Genomic DNA, 18232 nt, shown 5'->3' with positions numbered 1-18232 from the left:
TGTTTTAAGTGGATGGATACTAGTTAAAAATTTAAAAATGGAATAACACAAGGATTATATTGCATATATATAATACCGAATAGTATTAAGATACTTCCATAGCATTTTTAGCGTGCGAGACGGCCTGGAGAATATACTCGTAGCCAGTTAGCGAAGCAATGTGTTCTTTGGAGTAGTTGTTAATGGTGGTGTTGATCCAGGTTTCCAGCGCTGATTCATCCGGAAAGTTGCGAAAAGCAACTTTATCTTTCATATCCCGCCAGAACCTTTCGATAGGGTTGAGTTCCGGGTTGGAAGAGGGCAGGTACACCAGGCGGATATTCTCGGGCACTTGCAAGTGTTTGGCCCGATGGTAGCCGGCTTTATCCAAGAAAATGATTTTGTATACGGATGGCTCGTGGCGGGAAAACTCCTGGAGCAGATACTCAAAAAACAGGGTGTTGACTTGCGGCGCGGTGACAAAAAACTTATCCCCCGAGAGGGGCTCTACTAACCCATAACAGTAGCGGTAAATAAAACGGTGCTGGTAAGCGCCCACTGGCTTCACTCCGGCTCGGGTAATGGCCCGGCGCAAGACGGTCATCAAACCAAACCGGCTCTCATCCTGAAAGTACACTTTCCAGCTATTCACTTTCCCGGCTCGGGCTAAAGGCCCATAGTAGCGTTGGAGCAGAAAAGATAAGAGCACGTTTACTTTTTTTTATACTTCTCTTCGTAAGCCACATCTTTCTTCAGGTTACTTTTGCGGACTACTTTGAGCTTGGCTCCCAAGTAGTAGCGTACAAAGCGGTGCACGTGTTCATAGCTTAGCAGAATACCATGTGCTTCTTGCAGCCACTGGTGAATCTGCTTGTAAGAAGTAAAGTAATCCGTCGTACTGTTAAGCTTTTCTGTAAGTTCTGCCAAGGCTGGCCCGCTGATGCGCGAACCGGAGTGCTTCCCCATCTCCAAAGCCTGGCAAGCGGCTAAACCTTTTTGTTCATACTGGCTAAACCATTTGCCAATGGTGTGTCGCTCATAGCCCACCTGCTGGCTGATAGTGGCATAATCCGACGCTTGCCCGCTTTTATATAAATACAAGGCCTGCAAACGCGCTTGCACCAAAGCCCGCTTTTCCTGCTGCATCAACTCCAGCAACGCTGACGCACTCTCCTGGATCTCTATTTTCTTTACTCTTCCCATGCAAACCAAACATTTCTAAAATATGGAAAGTTCTTATTACTATCTGGTATAACTATAACAAAACGGATTGTTTGTTAAAGAACTGAGACCTGTTTAACCTTGTTCAAGTTTTAAATTATCAGATAGAAATTCTGGCTTATACTTATGCAAATCAACAAAGAAGGGAAACGTTTATTACGTCTGTTGACTTAAACAAAGCCTACGAGTTGAACTGGAAGCTACTGATAACACGTACATTTTTAAGTTAAACGGGCAACAGATGGAAATGTCGCGCGGTTGTTCGGGTACTTCTGATAAGTATAAATTATTTCCTTATTTTGGAGGAGATGAGACTGCTCCGCATAATATTAAAATCGAAATCAAAGAACTAGCGTTTTTATTATTCGTAAGGGTTGTTTGAAAAGGAAAGTACTGATAGTCATTTTTAAAAATTTGAAATTATTTACCAAAATGCTTACAAAAGTTATTTTAGTAAATAGGCCACAAGCGGATTATAAATAAGAAAGCCTCCGAATTTTCGGAGGCTTTCTTATTTAGGGAAAAAAGCGATTAGATTACATCATGCCGCCCATGCCGCCCATGCCACCTGGCATACCAGCACCTGCACCTGCTTTTTCTTCTTCTGGTTCGTCAGAGATTACGCAGTCGGTAGTTAATAACATACCGGCAATTGAAGCTGCGTTTTCCAAAGCTAAACGAGTAACTTTAGTTGGGTCAATAATACCAGCAGCGAACAAATTTTCAAATTTGTCTTCGCGGGCATTGTAACCAAAGTCATCTTTACCGTCGCGTACTTTTTGGATAATTACCGAACCTTCGCCACCGGCGTTAGATACGATAGTCCGAAGCGGAGCTTCCAGTGCCGTACGGATAATATTTACCCCAGTTAATTGGTCGTCGTTTTCTACTTGTACGTCTTTTAGAATTTCGATTGCCCGCACCAGAGCCACCCCACCACCAGCTACTACACCTTCTTCTACGGCAGCGCGAGTCGCGTGTAAAGCATCATCTACCCGGTCTTTCTTTTCTTTCATTTCTACTTCGGTAGAAGCACCAATGTAAAGAATAGCCACACCACCCGATAATTTAGCTAAGCGCTCTTGTAATTTTTCGCGGTCGTAGTCGGAAGTAGTGGTTTCCATTTGCGCTTTAATTTGCGCAATACGGCCAGTTATTTCGGCTTTCTCACCTTTACCATTAACAATAGTAGTATTGTCTTTGTCTATGATAATTTTTTCAGCTTGACCTAAATAATCTAAGCTGGCGTTTTCTAATTTAAAGCCTCTTTCTTCGGAAATTACCTGACCACCGGTTAATACGGCAATATCTTCCAGCATAGCTTTCCGACGGTCGCCGAATCCGGGAGCTTTAACTGCAGCAATTTTTAATGAACCACGCAGCTTGTTAACCACCAGCGTAGCTAAAGCTTCGCCATCCACATCTTCGGCAATAATTACTAAAGGTTTACCCGTTTGAACTACTTGCTCTAAAACCGGCAGCAATTCTTTCATGGTAGACACTTTTTTATCGTAGATTAAAATGAAAGCGTTGTCTAAATCAGCTTCCATCTTCTCTGGGTTAGTTACAAAGTAAGGCGATAAGTAACCGCGGTCGAACTGCATACCTTCTACCGTTTTCACTTCGGTTTCAGTACCTTTGGCTTCTTCTACGGTAATTACACCATCTTTACCAACTTTGTCCATCGCATCGGCAATCATTTTACCAATTTCGGCGTCGTTGTTAGCTGAAATAGTACCTACTTGCTGAATTTCGCTGGAATTTTCAATTTTTTTGGACTGGGTACGCAGGTTCTCAACTACCGCAGTTACCGCTTTGTCAATACCTCTTTTCAGGTCCATTGGGTTAGCACCGGCAGCCACGTTTTTAGAGCCAGCGGTGTAAATAGCTTGCGCCAGAACGGTAGCAGTAGTGGTACCATCACCCGCTTGGTCGGCAGTTTTAGAAGCAACTTCTTTTACTAACTGAGCACCCATGTTTTCGATTGGGTCTTTCAATTCAATTTCTTTTGCTACAGTAACTCCATCTTTCGTAATAGCAGGAGCCCCGAACTTTTTGTCAATTACTACGTTCCGGCCTTTCGGTCCGAGAGTAACTTTAACAGCGTTGGCCAGCTTATCTACACCAACTTTAATTTTATTACGGGCATCGGTATCAAACGAAATGTTCTTAGCCATAATTTTAATTTTTTAAAAAATTTAAAAATAGTTCTTATAATAAATTACAGATAAAAGTACGGTTAACTTAAACTACCGCAAAAATATCAGATTCACGCATAATCAGGTAATCCTGGCCATCCACTGTAATTTCGGTTCCAGCATATTTCCCATAAAGTACTTGGTCGCCTACTTGCAATTGTGGTTTTACCAGAACACCCTGCTCCGATACTTTACCTTCGCCTACTGCCACTATCTCGCCGCGTTGCGGTTTTTCTTTGGCAGTGTCCGGAATAATAATACCTGATTTGGTTTTTTCTTCTGCTGCTGCCGGAGCAACAATTACTCTGTCTGCTAATGGTTTAATGTTAATTGCCATAGGTTTTCTATAGTTTAAAGTAGATATGAATGTTTTATTAAGTTCATCTGAAACAAAGCCTTTAGCTTTACTCGCGTGAAGCACTGCTACATTTCCTGTGCCAAGGTGTTTTTTGATTCTTAATCGTCAAATTTTCAGTTTATTTTAGCTCGCTTCTGCCACAATTGTCAGGCTGGCGCTGTCAGTTGGTAAGTAAAGCTGACATAAAATTTAAAAAACTGACTTAAGTTACTGTAAAAAGTAGCAAAAAAATACCGGTATTGCGGCGGGCAATACCGGTAGAGAATAATAACTGATCTATTTATTATTTGGTAGAATCAAGTGTAACACCGGGAGTGCTTACAGCCGGTTGTTGTGCCGGGGTAGCCGTACCAGCCGGAGCCGCGTTGTTAGAACCAGCCGGAGGCGTAGTTCCATTACCAACCGGTGGAATGGCCGGTGCCGTAGCAGCTGGTCTGTCTTGTTGGGCCTTTTCGATGTTAATGCTTCTGGATTGTACGGCATTGCCCGTAGTATCTAAAATAATATGTGACGTTAAAGTAAGCAGCACCAAGCCAATTGCTAAGCCCCAGGTTAATTTTTCAAGTAAATCGCCGGTTCTTTTAACACCCATCAACTGGCTGGAACCCGCGCCAAATTGGCTGGATAAGCCACCACCTTTTGAATTCTGAGATAAAACTACCAATATCAACAGCACGCAAACAAAAATTATTAAGCAAAGTAAGGCAATGTACATATACTATATCTGATTTCTTAGTTTTTCAATTTGAGCTGCAAAGTAAGCTCTTTTTTCCGGTATTTTCACTATCAGGTGCTCATAAATTTTAATGGCTTTTTTAATTTTTCCTTGTTGCACCATAATATTTGCCAAGTTCTCCGAAGCCAAATTTTTTGTATTTTTAGTGCTCTTAAAGGCTAAATCATCGAGCGGCTCGGCGCGCATTTTTTCGTTTGAAAATGCTTTTAATTTTGGATTTGCTTTTAAAAACTGATCAATAATTTCAAACTGCCGGTTGGCCGGGGTAGTTTTGGGCGGATCGGTCGGAGTGAGGTAATTTTGTTTGCTATATTCTAAGATTAAATCCGGGTAAAATTGCAGAGGTGTGTGTTGGGTGAGCTCATCTTTTACTTGCAGTAATTCGCCTAAACGGCTAGATCCCATCCAGTACCCTAACTGATTGGACAGATACACTTCCCGAATAAATTCTTCCGTGGTAGCAGGTATTAATTCACTATTAAAAAATTCGTCTTTTTCAGGTTTAAATAAATACGAATCGAAATTGGCTAATGTCTGGTCGAAAGCAGTTTCTTCCATCTCTTCCGGCACTTCTAATTCGTACCGGATTATTTCGGTAGGCGCAGTAGATTTTGGTATTTCTACTTCAATAACAGGTATGTCCTCCTCCTGGGATTCTGAAATTACAGGTTCGGAAGCATCAACAGAGCTTGTCCATTTTTCAACCTGCAGCATTTCTTCCAGTTCAGACAAGGTTAAAGTATAAGCAGGCTCTAAATTAGGTAAGAATCTTATTTCTTCCTCCGGATTGGCAGTTTGTGGTTCAATTAAATTATATTCAGGTTCATCAATTTCAGCTAATTCAACTGGTTCTGTATTATCTTTTTCTGTTTCGGTGAAAGGAGTTATCGCTGTACTATCTGGCTCATTCGTTTCATCTTCATTTGGTTCTAATTCTGGTTCTATAGTTTGAGGCGAATTGGATGACGCAATAAATTCTACACTTTTACCAACTATCGGTTTTAAATCCTCCGCGGTGGTTTCTGAGTCTAAATTTGAATTTTCAGCATTGATGGAACTAGAAATTGCTTCCTCGTCCTGGTTTACAGGAGATAGTAGTGCTGCTTCAGAGCCATCATTCGCATATTTGCCAGCAACTGCTTGAGCTTGAAACTGATTTTTGAACTCTTCAACTACCGTTAATGGTACTGCTGCATCTGTTGTGTAAATTAGCTTTTTGAGTAATTGCCGGTTGGTGGCATAAGCGGCGGCTTTCCGTAACTTTTGGTTCGACAGCATATTGCCTTTATCGTAGGCGGCTTTCGCAATAAGTAGATGTGCCGTTTGGCAATAAGGAAAATTCTGGACCAGCTTTTCTAGTTCTTCCACATTCTGTTCCGAAAGAGCAGACACGTTGCGCACCATGTGGAGTAAAGCTGATTTGTTCATAGGTGGGTTGCAGGTTACCAGTTGCAAGTTACAGGTTAGAAAAGTAGAAGTTAGAAATTAAAGGTTAAAAGGTAAGAAAGTTTAATTAGTAGTTATTCCATAAACTTTCAACTGGTAACCTGTAACTTGCAACCCTTTTACCAATTAGCCAATGATTTATTAAAAACGTCCATTACTAATTGCTCGGTGATGCGCCGGATAGAGGCATCATCAATTTGCGAAATATTCTGATTTTGGGGAAAATCGCGGAAAGCGGAAAAAGATTGTTCAAAATCTTGTTTAGAATCTTTGTTATTTTTATAGCGCACCTGCAAACTGATAGTAAGTCGGTTAACAGAGGCTACATCCGTTTCCCCTTGTTTTTGCAAAGCCGCCGGACTAAAATTAAAAGATAAAATTTGTCCTTCAAATTGCAAATCACCGTTCTGTGGTATTAATTTTAAATTAGTGTTCCTTTGAAAATAATCCCGGAATTCTTCGCTTACTAATTGTGTGAGATTAGATGGGCCTTGTCCGGAATTATTTTCGAAATTAAGCACACTCATGGTTTTAATGGAAGGATCGATGTTAGTACCCGTAAAAGAGTAAACGCCACAACCGGATAAAGCCATTACCATCCAGAAAAATAAACTCGAAATAATTAAATTATAATTCTTCAATGTCGTACTGTTTCAGTTTGCGATAAAGTGTGCGTTCCGATATACCTAAATCATGGGCCGCATACTTCCGCTTATTATTATGTTTTTTGAGCGCCTTCAAAATCATTTCTTTCTCTTTACTCTCTAGAGACAAAGTTTCTTCTTCGGTTTCGTGCGGTATGTCTTCTACTTTTTCGTAATCATCCGTGTGGTCGTTTACCGGTAGAAGCCGGTTATCTGCTGGTTCCGGAGCGGGATAAGATCGCCGATCAACGGTATCCAGGTTTTCGAATAAATGGCTGTGCTCTTGCAGAATATTAGCATTATTTGACTGCGGGCTTATAAATTCGTAAACCAGTTTTTTTAAATCGGTTACGTCTTTTTTCATGTCAAATAATACTTTGTAGAGCAGGTCACGTTCCGAAAAGTTTTGGTCGGCGGCCCGGTTGCCCGGTAAAAGCATTGGTAAAGTACTTACTTCTTCCTTTGGTAAGTAATGCCGTAATTTGTTTCCGTCAATTTCGCGATCATATTCCAGCACTGAAATCTGCTCGGCAATGTTTTTTAATTGCCGGATATTGCCCGGGAAGCGGAAACGCTGCAATTCCAATACCGCATCTGGGGTTAGTGTAACCGGTTTAACGTGGTATTTCTCGGCAAAATCAGAAGCAAACTTCCGGAATAGCAAGTATACATCCTCACCCCGTTCGCGGAGCGGTGGTACCGTAATAGGTACCGTATTTAACCGGTAATATAAATCTTCACGAAAAGCACCATCCCGGACAGCATTTAATAAGTTAACGTTAGTAGCCGTTACTACCCGTACATCCGTTTTTTGTACTTTAGAAGAACCTACTTTTATAAATTCGCCGTTTTCGAGTACCCGTAACAGGCGGGCTTGGGTGCCTAAAGGCATTTCGCCAATTTCATCTAAAAAAATAGTACCCCCACTTGTAACTTCAAAGTAACCTTTGCGTGCTTCTTGCGCCCCGGTGAAGGAGCCTTTTTCGTGGCCAAATAATTCGGAATCGATAGTTCCTTCGGGAATTGCGCCGCAGTTAATGGCAATAAACTGACCGTGTTTACGGGGACTTAAAGAATGTATAATTTTCGAAAAAGATTCTTTTCCGCTTCCACTTTCGCCGGTGATGAGCACCGTCATATCGGTAGGGGCAACCTGAGCCGCTACCTGGATAGCGTAATTCAGCAAAGGCGAATTGCCAATTATGCCAAACCGTTGCTTTATACTTTGTATTTCTGATTGATTCAATATCCTATTAATTAATTTTAAAAATTGTTCATGCCTGATGTTTCGTTTATCAGTTAAACAATCTAAATTAGGGGTTCTCCCATTAAAGTACCCACCGAACAATCCGTAATTAAAACATCCACGTAGTCGCCTTTTTTAAAGTGCAATTTAGGAAATACCACTACCTTGTTTTGATCGTTGCGACCACTTAAATGTTCATTTGATTTTTTAGAAAAACCTTCTACTAAAACTCGATGCACCTGGTTTAGCGCCATTTGGTTGCGTTGCAGTGAAAGTTGTCTTTGTTTTTCGATTACCTCGGCTAACCTCCGTTTTTTTGTTTCGAGAGGCACATCGTCGGTTAATTTACGGGCGGCTAAAGTTCCCGGACGTTCCGAGTAATAGAACATATAGGAGTAATCGTATTGCACGTAATCCATTAAAGAAAGCGTATCCTGGTGTTCTTCTTCGGTTTCAGAGCAAAAGCCGGTAATCATATCTGACGAAATACCGCAGTCTTCGCCTAAAATCCTGCGGATGGCATCTACGCGGTTCAGGTACCAATCGCGGTCGTAGGTACGGTTCATTAAATCCAGAATCCGGGAATTACCGCTTTGTACTGGTAAATGAATGTAATTACAAATGTTGTCGTATTTTTTTATAGTGTACAATACTTCATCGGTAATGTCTTTGGGGTGCGAGGTAGAAAAACGTACCCGCAAATCTGAGCTAACCTGCGCTACTTTTTCCAGTAAACTGGCAAAATTTACTTGAACCAGGTTGTCTTCGGAAGTATAATGGTACGAATCTACGTTTTGGCCCAGTAAAGTTACTTCTTTAAAGCCTTTGGCAACTAAGTCTTGTACTTCCCGAATTATGGAAAAAGGATCGCGGCTGCGTTCCCGACCACGAGTAAATGGTACCACGCAAAAGGAACACATGTTATTACAGCCGCGCATAATGGATACAAAGGCCGAAACACCGTTGGAATTTAACCGGATGGGATTAATGTCGGCGTACGTTTCCTCGCGGGATAAAAGCACGTTTACGGCTTTTTGGCCATTATCTACTTCATTTAATAAATTAGGCAAATCCCGATAGGCATCCGGACCCACAACCAAATCCACTATTTTTTCTTCTTCCAGAAAATTTTTCTTTAAGCGTTCGGCCATACAGCCTAATACCCCGATGATTAATCCAGGCCGGCGTTTCCGTAAACCATTTATATGCACTAACCGATGGCGGACGGTTTGTTCCGCTTTTTCCCGAATAGAACAGGTATTTAAGAATACAACATCTGCTTTATTAATATCGGCAGTAGTATCAAAACCTTCTTTAAATAATATAGATGTTACAATCTCACTGTCCGAGAAATTCATCTGGCAGCCGTAACTCTCAATATATAGTTTCCGGGAACGCCCGGTATTCGTTTCTGCGCTGATCTTGGTTTCACAAGCCGCTTGTTCGGCTGTTCGATTATCGATAAAATCCAGATCTACCACTAAGTTATTCATGTTCTAATTTTTGAAGAGGCAAATTTACAAATTTTATTTTAAATGACAGAATGGCAGTTATACTTATATTAACTCTGGAATTAATACTTATGTTTAAACGAAAACGCCAGGTAAATTATTTACCTGGCGTTTGGAGAAATATTATTTTAAAGTTTAATCTAAACTAATTAATGGTGATCCTCATTAAATACCACTTAATTGTTAAAGTAAAATTACGCTGATTGTTGATGATAATGAAGCTGATATAATCTATTTACTGCTTAACTGAGTAGTGTTTAATTCAAAACGAATTGGATCAGCTGTTAAAGAATGAATAGTGACTAAACCGTATACAGTTTGGCCAGGAGCAATGTCCTTATCTGTTAAATTATATCGTAGCAATTCTGATTTTAAATTCTTATTTGCGGTTGCTGCTACAATCATGTTTCCACCGGCAATAAATGGCCCACTAGGTATGTAATTGCCTCCAGTGGTAGTGGTTACGCCGTTCGTAGTGGTTTGAGTGCCCCCAACGGTAAAATTTAAAAGTAGGTAAAGTAAGTAAATAGGCACGCCTTGTTTTAGTTCTCTGGCGGCAATGGTGGGGGCTACCGGCACTGTTTGATTGTTGCCCACCATTAATTTTAAATTGTCATTTAACCGCAAGGTTTGCTCAGTGGTATTTACAATTTTAACGGCAACTACCCGCAAGCCATGCTTCCGTTCCTTTTTAACGTATTTCCGGTTACCCTGCATAGCTAGTACATCATACGCATACGAATACTGCACCTCAGATTCTTTGCTCGTGTACGAATAAGAAATTTTTTCTGGATTGATACTCTTAAACGATGAAGCACAACCGCTTACAAATAGGGAACTGCTTAAAAATAAAATGGGTAGAATTTTTTTCATGATCAAATTTTGGTTCGCTCGACCATTTACCAATATTATGCCGTTCTACTATAGTAAACCTAAGTTTTATTGTAGTATTTCAAGAATGGCTTTAGATTTTAACAAACATTCTTCAAACTCCTTTTCCGGGTCCGAATCGTAAGTAATGGCACTCCCTACCGCAAAAGATAAATAACCCGCTATACTGTTATACTGAATACTTCGGATAACTACATTAAAATCAAAATCCCCGTTAGGTAAAATGTAACCTAAACTTCCGGAGTATAAGCCACGGGCAAATGCTTCGTATTGATCAATTAAGCGCAAGGCCGCCAATTTAGGCGCTCCCGTCATGCTTCCCATTGGAAAGGTACTCCGAATCATATCGGAAAAAGAAGTTCTGTCGGACACTTGGGATTGAATGGTTGTAATCATCTGGTGAACTTGCCTAAAGCTGTAGATGGCAAACATTTCTTCGACTTTTACGGAACCCTTAACCGAACACCGGGCCAGATCGTTTCGCACCAAATCCATAATCATCATGTTTTCGGCAATTTCCTTTTCGTTGGTGGCTAATTCGTGTTTGAGCTGCGCATCTTCTGGTTCGGTGTTACCGCGCCGGATGGTACCTTTTATGGGTTGAGAAATGAGTGTGTTCTGATCTTTTTTTAAAAAACGCTCTGGCGAAGCACATAGTAAATAACGATCCTGCACTTTATAAAAGCCAGCAAAGGGCATGGGCGAAAGTTTATTTAAATGGAAGAAGGCGGTAATGGGGTTAAAGTCCGAAACCGATGCATAAAACTCCTGGCAAAAATTAAGTTCGTACACATCTCCTTCCCAAATTCTTTGTTTTACCTGATTTACCTGATTTATATATTCTTTTTTTGAAATCCGGGATTTAAACGCCATGGCATTAAGCTGCACATTGCCCGTAATGTCTTGTTTCGTAATTGCTCGGTATAAACCTAAGCAATTATCGGAAACAGAGTATATGATAACTTTTTCTGATTGAAAGCAGAGCTGTACTTCCGGGTAGAAATAATGAATAGTCGGAAATTGTATAAAGTCGGGGTTAGGGTTGGTAAGATCCTCGATTTGATTTTTTAAATTGTAGTTTAAAATACAACAAAGAATTTGCTTTTGCTGGTAAATTTCAGTTTGCAGAGCTTGTAAAGCTATGTTTGTGTCAATCGGCAAAAAAGTATTGCTAACCGCCAAAAAATTTTTAAATCCGTGGTGCGGAAAAGCAATCTCATTAGGCTCATAATAAGCAACCTGTTTATAAGAATTTGCCCAGGCTAAAGCTTTTTTTTTAAAATTGGCCAAAGAATCCGGTAAATTCTTATGTGAAATTTCTAAGTGGTACATGCGCAAAAATATAGCTTAACTTTAATTTCTTTCTTGAATTTAGCAGTAGGTATAAAACAAAAAAGGATGACCCTAGGCCATCCTTTTTTGTTAAAAATTTTAAAAAAAATTTACTTAAATAACTGCTTTTTGTTCTACATCGGCGAAAATACGTCCGCAATGTTCACAAACAATAATTTTTTTGTGCGAAGCGATATCCGATTGCCGTTGTGGCGGAACAGTATTAAAGCAACCTCCGCAGGCATCGCGCTTTACGGTAACTACGGCTAAGCCATTGCGTACATTTTGCCGGATCCGGCTATACGCATTAAATAACCGTTCTTCAATATTTTTTACCGCTTTTTCTCGGTCAGCTAATAACAGGCGTTCTTCTTCTTCACTTTCCGAAACAATTACGTTTAACTCGCCGGTTTTCGAATTTAAGTCTTTGCTACGTTCTTCCAGTTTTTGCTTGGTTCCGGCTATATCGTGGTGTTTTTGATCTATTTGGTAATAAGCCTCTTTAATTTTTTTCTCCGAAATCTGAATTTCCAGCTTTTGTAATTCAATTTCTTTGGTAATGGCGTCGTATTCCCGATTGTTGCGGACGTTTGATTGTTGGTCTTCGTACTTGCGAATTAAACCTTCGGAATCTTTAATGGCTTGCTTGCGGGCGGCAATCGTTTGATTTAAACCTTCAATCTCTTCGTCAAATTTATTTACCCGAACTTCGTAACCGGCTATTTCATCTTCCAAGTCCCTAACTTCTTCCGGTAAATCTCCCCGAACACGTCTGATTTCGTCTAATTGGGAATCAATTTGCTGAAGCTTCATGAGGGCTTCTAATTTACTAGCTACGGTACTTTCCATGTAGTGATTAACTATATCTGACAGGATTGGTATTTACTTTTGATAATAAGACTGCAAAATTAGTGAATTTATTTTTAATAATTTCATAAAATAATTCCTTTGTATAAACTTCGCTCTCGTAGTGGCCAATGTCGGCCAACATCATTTTGTCTTCAGCCGCAAAATATTCGTGGTATTTTAAATCCGCGGTTATAAATACATCCGCTTGTTGATGCAAAGCATCTTTCATTAAAAAACTTCCCGTGCCGCCGCAAACAGCCACTTTTTTTAAATTTTTATTTTGGAAGGCGGTATGCTTTACCATCTGCAGCCCCATTTTCTCTTTTAAATAGGTTATAAAGTCAGACTCGGAGAGAGAATCGGGTAAATCGCCGATCATACCGGCCCCTACTTGCTGGTTATAATTGTTTAAAGAGATAATGTCGTACGCTACTTCTTCGTAAGGATGCGCTTGGAACAAGGCTTTTGTTAATTTGCTTTCGAGATAAGCCGGAAAAATTACTTCTACCCGGTTTTCTTCCACAAATTCTTGCTTGTTAATTTCTCCAATAGCGGGATTGGCGTTATTAATGGGTTTAAAGCTGCCTTGACCAGTTACCTGAAAAGAACAGTTTTCGTAATCTCCCATGTGGCCCGCCCCGGCTTGATGTAAAGCCTGCAAAACTTGGGAAGTGTTACTGACCGGAATAAATGTAACTAGTTTGCGTAAGATCCCGGCTTTAGGCGCCAGAATACGCGTATTTATTAAACCTAACTTTTGGCATATTTTGCTGTTTACCCCGTTTATTACGCTATCCAGATTGGTATGACAGGCGTAAATGGCCAGATTATTTTGCACCGCTTTTATAATAATTTTTTCAACGGCATTCTGACCCGTTAATTTTTTAAGCGGTTTAAATATTACGGGATGATGGGCAATGATCAGGTTGCAATTATTTTGTATAGCTTCGTTTATAACGGCTTCGGTGCAATCTAAAGTTAACAATACTCCGGTAATGGTATCTTGTACATTTCCCGTTTGTAAACCCACATTATCGTACGATTCCTGGTAAGCCGGAGGAGCCACTTGCTCTAACAAATAAATTAAATCTTTTATTTTAAACATTTTATAAACCTAATTTGTGGAGCCAAATTTAACGAGAGCTTAAAAATAGTTTAATTTTGTTTGAATCAATGAGGGGCATGAATGTTATCTCTTTTTTATTGTATCCGTTTTCGCTGCTCTACGGCGGTACTATGTTGGTGCGGAATAAATTGTATGATCAAAAATTATTTACATCGGCTCATTTTAAAGTACCCGTTATCAGTATCGGCAACTTAACGGTGGGAGGCACAGGTAAAACACCGCACGTAGAATACCTGTTGCGTTTACTGCATTATAAAAAAGTGGCTACTCTTAGTCGCGGCTATAAACGAAAATCCACAGGTTACTTATTAGCGAATGCTTCAGCCACGGTAGAATCTTTAGGCGACGAACCATTTCAGTATTACTTGGATTACCCGGCCGTGCGGGTGGCAGTAGCGGGAAATCGGGCAATAGGGATCACGCGGCTACTTGCGCAATTTCCGGATTTGGAAGCCATTATTTTGGATGACGCTTACCAGCATCGGAGAGTAACCCCCTCTTTAAATATTCTGTTAACGGATTATTCCCGTTTATTTTACCAGGATTTAGTTTTGCCTGCCGGGCGGTTACGGGAATTTGCAGTAGGAGCTAATCGCGCCGATGCTATTATTGTTACCAAATGCCCGGGTACGATTAGCCAGGAACAAACATTAAAAATTAAAAAACAGGTGGTTTCCCGCGCCAATAAACCTATACCAGTTTTTTTTACTTTTTACGAGTACGGTAAGCTAGTGCCTTGTTTTCAAAGTTCGTCTGTAAGCAAGAAGGTATTATTAATAACGGCCATTGCCAACGCTAAGCCTTTGCTAAATTATTTACAACAACAAGCTTACGATCTTTTGCATCATTATGCGTTTCCGGATCATCATGCTTATACTGAATCGGAAGTTGCGAAAATTTTTGCGGATTGGCAGCGTTACTCCCATAATAACTCAGTAGTTATAATTACTACCCGAAAAGATGCTGTTAAATTAATGGCACCAAAATTAAAACCATTTTGGAAAACAGCACCTTTGTTTTATTTGCCAATTCGAGTTGCTTTTGTTAAGGATCAGCAGGATTTTGATGCCTTTATTTTAAACCACGTAGCTAGCAAGAGTAAACCGGAAAATAATTAATTTTGAGCGTGAAGTACATTCTGTCCCTTTTAGTATTGGTTATATTCTGCCTTTCTGGCTTTTATAATGCCCAGGCTCAAATTTTAAATGATTCCACGGTTAATTTATACAGTCCTAAAACTACCCGGGTTTTGCAAGAAAACGATATCTTCCGGGGTAAGTACGAGTTACAACAAGTAGATACTACTTTAAACAACTTGCAACAAATCCGGAACTGGTACAACGATACTACTTTTTACCAGGATTTAGGCATTTTAGCTACACCTTCTAAGAGGTTGTATTTTACGCTCCCCACCCAAATTGGGGCTCGTTATGGTCGTTCTATCTTCGATCGTTATAATTACAATCCGGCCAATCAGACGTATTTCGACTCTAAATCACCTTATTCCCGGTTGAGTTACGTGCAAGGAGGAAATGGGCAGCAAATCTTCGACGGAACATTCAGCCGGAATATAAATGAAAATGCCAGTGTGGGTTTTACTTACGAACGGATCTCCAGCGAAAAATTTTATGGTACCAGTGCCACCCGGGGCACCCGCCAGGTAGAACGTACCGGCATAACTTTATTTACTCACTTGCAAACCAAAGAAAACCGCTACCATCTTTTTGCGAATCTTAATTATGCCGAACAAGCTATTTTGGAATCTGGTGGCATCCAGAGGAATACTGCGGATGAGGGAAGTATTGATAGCTTGTACCAAATAGATAATGTACAAGTAATATTAACTACCGCTACTAACCGGGAATATCGTAAAAACCTACATATAAGCCAGGTTTACCAAATTGCCAAAGATTATTTTAAGGTATACCATACTTTAGACTATCGCTCGCAATTCAACCGGTTTAAAGATACTGGGTTATCTTATATAGGCGATTCTTTAATATTTTATCCTGTTGTGAATTACGACACGGTAAGAACCAGTGATGGCAGCAATTTTCGGTATTTAGAGAATTCGATAGGTGTTATGAGCGACAGCAAATTACATTATTTTCGAGGGTATTTTAAACAACGAAATGGGAGCTATGCCAATAATCTGTTCCAGGTAAATTATAAGCAGGTAAATGATACGATTAGGTTGGGCTATAAACGTAACTTTAAACAATATTTTTTAGGCGGACACGGGGAATTTTTATTCCGGGATGTTTTTAATGTTACCGTTGACGGGGAATACCAATTATTTAAAGATTATCGCTTAGAAGCCGCCTTACGACTAAAGTTTTTAACCGTTTCGCAATCGCGTACGTCGTATTCGCCCACCTTAACCCAACAGCGGGTACTATCAAATCATTTTAAATGGGATCATATAAACACAAACACGTTTCAAAATACGGTAGCCGACCGTTCAGCGGTGCGGGTAAATGGGACCTTGTTCCATAATTCGTTAGATGCCGAACTGGCCAGGACCAACATTCAAAACTATACTTATTTTAATGAAAATGCGGTTCCGGTCCAAACTTCTAACCAGCTACAATTATATACTTTATCAGTAAAGCATCATTTAGCGTTAAAAACTTTTCATTGGGAGAATAATTTTGTTTACGCCGATAACAGCAAAGCCGAGGTGATCCGGGTACCTAAATGGATGGTAAATACGAAGGTCTATTTCCAGGGGCATTTATTTAAAAAAGCATTGTACGGGCAAGTAGGGGCGGAGATGTACATGCAGGATGATTTCTACGCCGATAATTACATGCCGGTCACTCAGCAATTTTACTTACAAGATGTGCAGAATGTGCAAAATCGTTTCTTAATTCCTTCGTACCCTTTAATAGACGCATTCATAACAGCTGATATTAAATCATTTAATATTTTCGTAAAAATGGCCCACGTGAACCAAGGCTTTCCGGCAGATGGGTATTTTACTACTCCCATTTATCTAGGCCAGCCCCGTAATTTAACTTTTGGCCTGCGCTGGATGTTTTTCGATTAACCTGGTTACAGGTTACCAGTTGCAGATTACAAGTTAAACTACAAGGTTTATATTGTAAGCTACAGGCTATATACCCAAACACAAGATTAAACGACCATAATTGTTTAAAAATCTGCAACCTGTAACTTGCAACCCGCAACCACAACACACATGGAAGAAATGACGAATCCGGGCAAAACTATTTTAAAATTAAAACTGCCTACAGACCCGCGCTGGGTGAATATTGCCGAAAAAAACATTGAAGAAATATTAGTGGATCACGCCTACTGCGAACAAAAAGCCGCAACATCGGGTATTTCTTTAATTGTAAAATACCCCGACAAGACTAAGCTTGTAGACGAAATGACGGCCTTAGTGGCCGAAGAATGGGGACATTTTGAGCGGGTACTCGAAGAGCTAAAAAAAAGAGGTTATGCTTTAGGCCGTAATCGTCCGGATGAATACGTAGTGGAATTAAGCAAGCACATTCGCAAAGGCGATAAGCGCGAGCGCCAGTTAATGGACCACTTGCTGGTAAATGCCTTAATAGAAGCCCGCAGCTGCGAACGTTTTAAACTGCTCTGGAAAAATATTCCGGACGAAGGCTTGCAAAAATTTTATTATGAATTAATGGCTTCTGAAGCCGGACATTACGTGAGTTTTGTGAAATTAGCCAAAGAGTACATGCCCGCCGAAATAGTAGACGCCCGGCTTCAGGAATTATTAAAAATTGAAGCCGATATCATCCGCAACCTGGAACACCGGCCGGACCGGATGCATTAAAAAGTTATTGGTGGTTCGTTACTGGAAATTTAAAAAACTACTTTATTAAGTCATACTTTACTCCGATTTGAAAAATGCCGCTTGCATTTGCATACCTGGTGCCAGAGGTAGTTTTAAAAGGTGTTGTTAATGGAATAGCGACACCAACCTGAGAAGTAAATTTTAGGCGTTTGCCATAGTTTACAATCAAAACTGGTTCCGTTACTAAAGAATTTAAATTAGTATTGCGGGCCGAATCGTTATAAGAACTATACTGTAATTTATCAAAATGAATCAAAGACAAGCGATTAGCAAAGCCTATGTCCAGATTATCGGTGGTTGGTTTTTTAGCCGTAATTAAAATAAAAGTTTTTTGAAAACTACTGTTCCATTCCTGGTAACTCCCTGAAAAATTTTTATCAAAATCTGTTTTTTTATTTATGATGCCGGATCCTAAACCAGCAAATATTTCAACTTGGGTAATGGCTTTTCCTTCAACCGGAAAATAATAACCTATACCACCTTCGGCATAATGGCTTTTTATTTTAAAGTAGATTTCATCCAAAATGCCGATTGTGCCAATAGTTTGATGATTATATACACCTCCTGCCATTACGGCTATGCGGTTGGAAAGCGAATAAGAAGCATTTCCCTGTATTCCTAACACGCGTCCATAGCCAGCGCTTAATTTTAACTCATTAGCTTTTTCGTGAAACGGTGCATACACGGGATTAGCATCGTAGCCAGAGTGATGACTGATGAGGGAACAAGCAGAAATTAACCAAATCAGTGATAAAAAGACGAAGGTTTGTGTACTTTGAATTTTCATGGTAGCAGAATTAATTTAAAGACACATGTACATTTTTGAATTTACATATATAGCTATAAAAACTTTAAAATTTACA

At 39.9% G+C, this 18232-nt stretch carries 17 protein-coding genes; 3 read left to right on the top strand and 14 right to left on the bottom strand.

What is annotated here, in order from left to right; all coding sequences use genetic code 11:
* Positions 1-85 precede the first annotated feature (85 nt).
* From AHMF7616_RS09000 to AHMF7616_RS08940, 13 genes are all read right to left on the bottom strand, one after another.
* The gene (locus tag AHMF7616_RS09000) at positions 86-688 is read right to left on the bottom strand and encodes an IS630 family transposase (RefSeq protein WP_115372588.1); all 603 of its coding nucleotides are present in this window, start codon (positions 686-688) and stop codon (positions 86-88) included.
* Positions 689-690: 2 nt separating this feature from the next.
* Positions 691-1182 carry a helix-turn-helix domain-containing protein gene (locus AHMF7616_RS08995; RefSeq protein ID WP_147275639.1) on the bottom strand — a complete coding sequence of 164 codons (492 nt, stop codon included), beginning with the start codon at positions 1180-1182 and terminating at the stop codon, positions 691-693.
* Between the two features lie 554 nt (positions 1183-1736).
* On the bottom strand, positions 1737-3377 hold the full coding sequence (gene groL, locus AHMF7616_RS08990; RefSeq protein WP_115372586.1) for a chaperonin GroEL: 1641 nt from the start codon (positions 3375-3377) through the stop codon (positions 1737-1739).
* A 67-nt stretch (positions 3378-3444) separates the two neighbouring features.
* Complete coding sequence (gene groES, locus AHMF7616_RS08985; protein WP_115372585.1) at positions 3445-3735, bottom strand: co-chaperone GroES; 291 nt, start codon at positions 3733-3735, stop codon at positions 3445-3447.
* Positions 3736-4039: 304 nt separating this feature from the next.
* Positions 4040-4471, bottom strand: a complete 432-nt coding sequence (secG, locus tag AHMF7616_RS08980) for a preprotein translocase subunit SecG (RefSeq protein ID WP_115372584.1) — start codon at positions 4469-4471, stop codon at positions 4040-4042.
* Positions 4472-4474: 3 nt separating this feature from the next.
* The gene (locus AHMF7616_RS08975; RefSeq protein ID WP_147275638.1) at positions 4475-5920 is read right to left on the bottom strand and encodes a hypothetical protein; all 1446 of its coding nucleotides are present in this window, start codon (positions 5918-5920) and stop codon (positions 4475-4477) included.
* A gap of 137 nt (positions 5921-6057) precedes the next feature.
* Positions 6058-6579, bottom strand: coding sequence for an LPS assembly lipoprotein LptE (lptE, locus tag AHMF7616_RS08970; protein WP_233507416.1), 522 nt, complete (start codon positions 6577-6579; stop codon positions 6058-6060).
* Positions 6566-7831, bottom strand: a complete 1266-nt coding sequence (locus AHMF7616_RS08965) for a sigma-54 interaction domain-containing protein (protein WP_115375520.1) — start codon at positions 7829-7831, stop codon at positions 6566-6568. Before AHMF7616_RS08965 ends, lptE begins: the two co-directional genes overlap by 14 nt.
* Before the next feature lie 59 nt (positions 7832-7890).
* The gene (gene miaB, locus AHMF7616_RS08960; RefSeq protein ID WP_115372582.1) at positions 7891-9321 is read right to left on the bottom strand and encodes a tRNA (N6-isopentenyl adenosine(37)-C2)-methylthiotransferase MiaB; all 1431 of its coding nucleotides are present in this window, start codon (positions 9319-9321) and stop codon (positions 7891-7893) included.
* A 249-nt stretch (positions 9322-9570) separates the two neighbouring features.
* Positions 9571-10212 (bottom strand): hypothetical protein, encoded by a 642-nt coding sequence (locus AHMF7616_RS08955; protein WP_115372581.1) that lies wholly within the window; start codon positions 10210-10212, stop codon positions 9571-9573.
* Positions 10213-10278: 66 nt separating this feature from the next.
* Positions 10279-11562: an anthranilate synthase component I family protein gene (locus AHMF7616_RS08950; protein WP_115372580.1), complete on the bottom strand. Its 1284-nt coding sequence runs from the start codon at positions 11560-11562 to the stop codon at positions 10279-10281.
* A 114-nt stretch (positions 11563-11676) separates the two neighbouring features.
* The gene (locus tag AHMF7616_RS08945; protein WP_115372579.1) at positions 11677-12411 is read right to left on the bottom strand and encodes a zinc ribbon domain-containing protein; all 735 of its coding nucleotides are present in this window, start codon (positions 12409-12411) and stop codon (positions 11677-11679) included.
* A gap of 7 nt (positions 12412-12418) precedes the next feature.
* Positions 12419-13516, bottom strand: coding sequence for a Nif3-like dinuclear metal center hexameric protein (locus AHMF7616_RS08940; protein ID WP_115372578.1), 1098 nt, complete (start codon positions 13514-13516; stop codon positions 12419-12421).
* 77 nt (positions 13517-13593) lie between these two features.
* On the opposite strand from AHMF7616_RS08940, the gene lpxK reads away from it, so the two are divergent.
* From lpxK to miaE, 3 genes are all read left to right on the top strand, one after another.
* On the top strand, positions 13594-14655 hold the full coding sequence (gene lpxK / locus AHMF7616_RS08935) for a tetraacyldisaccharide 4'-kinase (RefSeq protein ID WP_115372577.1): 1062 nt from the start codon (positions 13594-13596) through the stop codon (positions 14653-14655).
* Between the two features lie 8 nt (positions 14656-14663).
* Positions 14664-16586, top strand: a complete 1923-nt coding sequence (locus tag AHMF7616_RS08930; RefSeq protein WP_158546123.1) for a putative porin — start codon at positions 14664-14666, stop codon at positions 16584-16586.
* Between the two features lie 150 nt (positions 16587-16736).
* Positions 16737-17348 (top strand): MiaE family protein, encoded by a 612-nt coding sequence (gene miaE, locus AHMF7616_RS08925; protein WP_317047594.1) that lies wholly within the window; start codon positions 16737-16739, stop codon positions 17346-17348.
* Positions 17349-17385: 37 nt separating this feature from the next.
* Here the strand turns inward: miaE and AHMF7616_RS08920 are convergent, their stop codons facing one another.
* Positions 17386-18156 carry a hypothetical protein gene (locus AHMF7616_RS08920; protein ID WP_115372575.1) on the bottom strand — a complete coding sequence of 257 codons (771 nt, stop codon included), beginning with the start codon at positions 18154-18156 and terminating at the stop codon, positions 17386-17388.
* Positions 18157-18232: the final 76 nt, after the last annotated feature.

Origin of the sequence: Adhaeribacter pallidiroseus (assembly GCF_003340495.1) — a bacterium.
Lineage (GTDB): Bacteria > Bacteroidota > Bacteroidia > Cytophagales > Hymenobacteraceae > Adhaeribacter > Adhaeribacter pallidiroseus.
The sequence above is the reverse complement of the archived record's forward strand: the minus strand, read 5'-3'. Positions and strand labels throughout refer to the sequence as shown.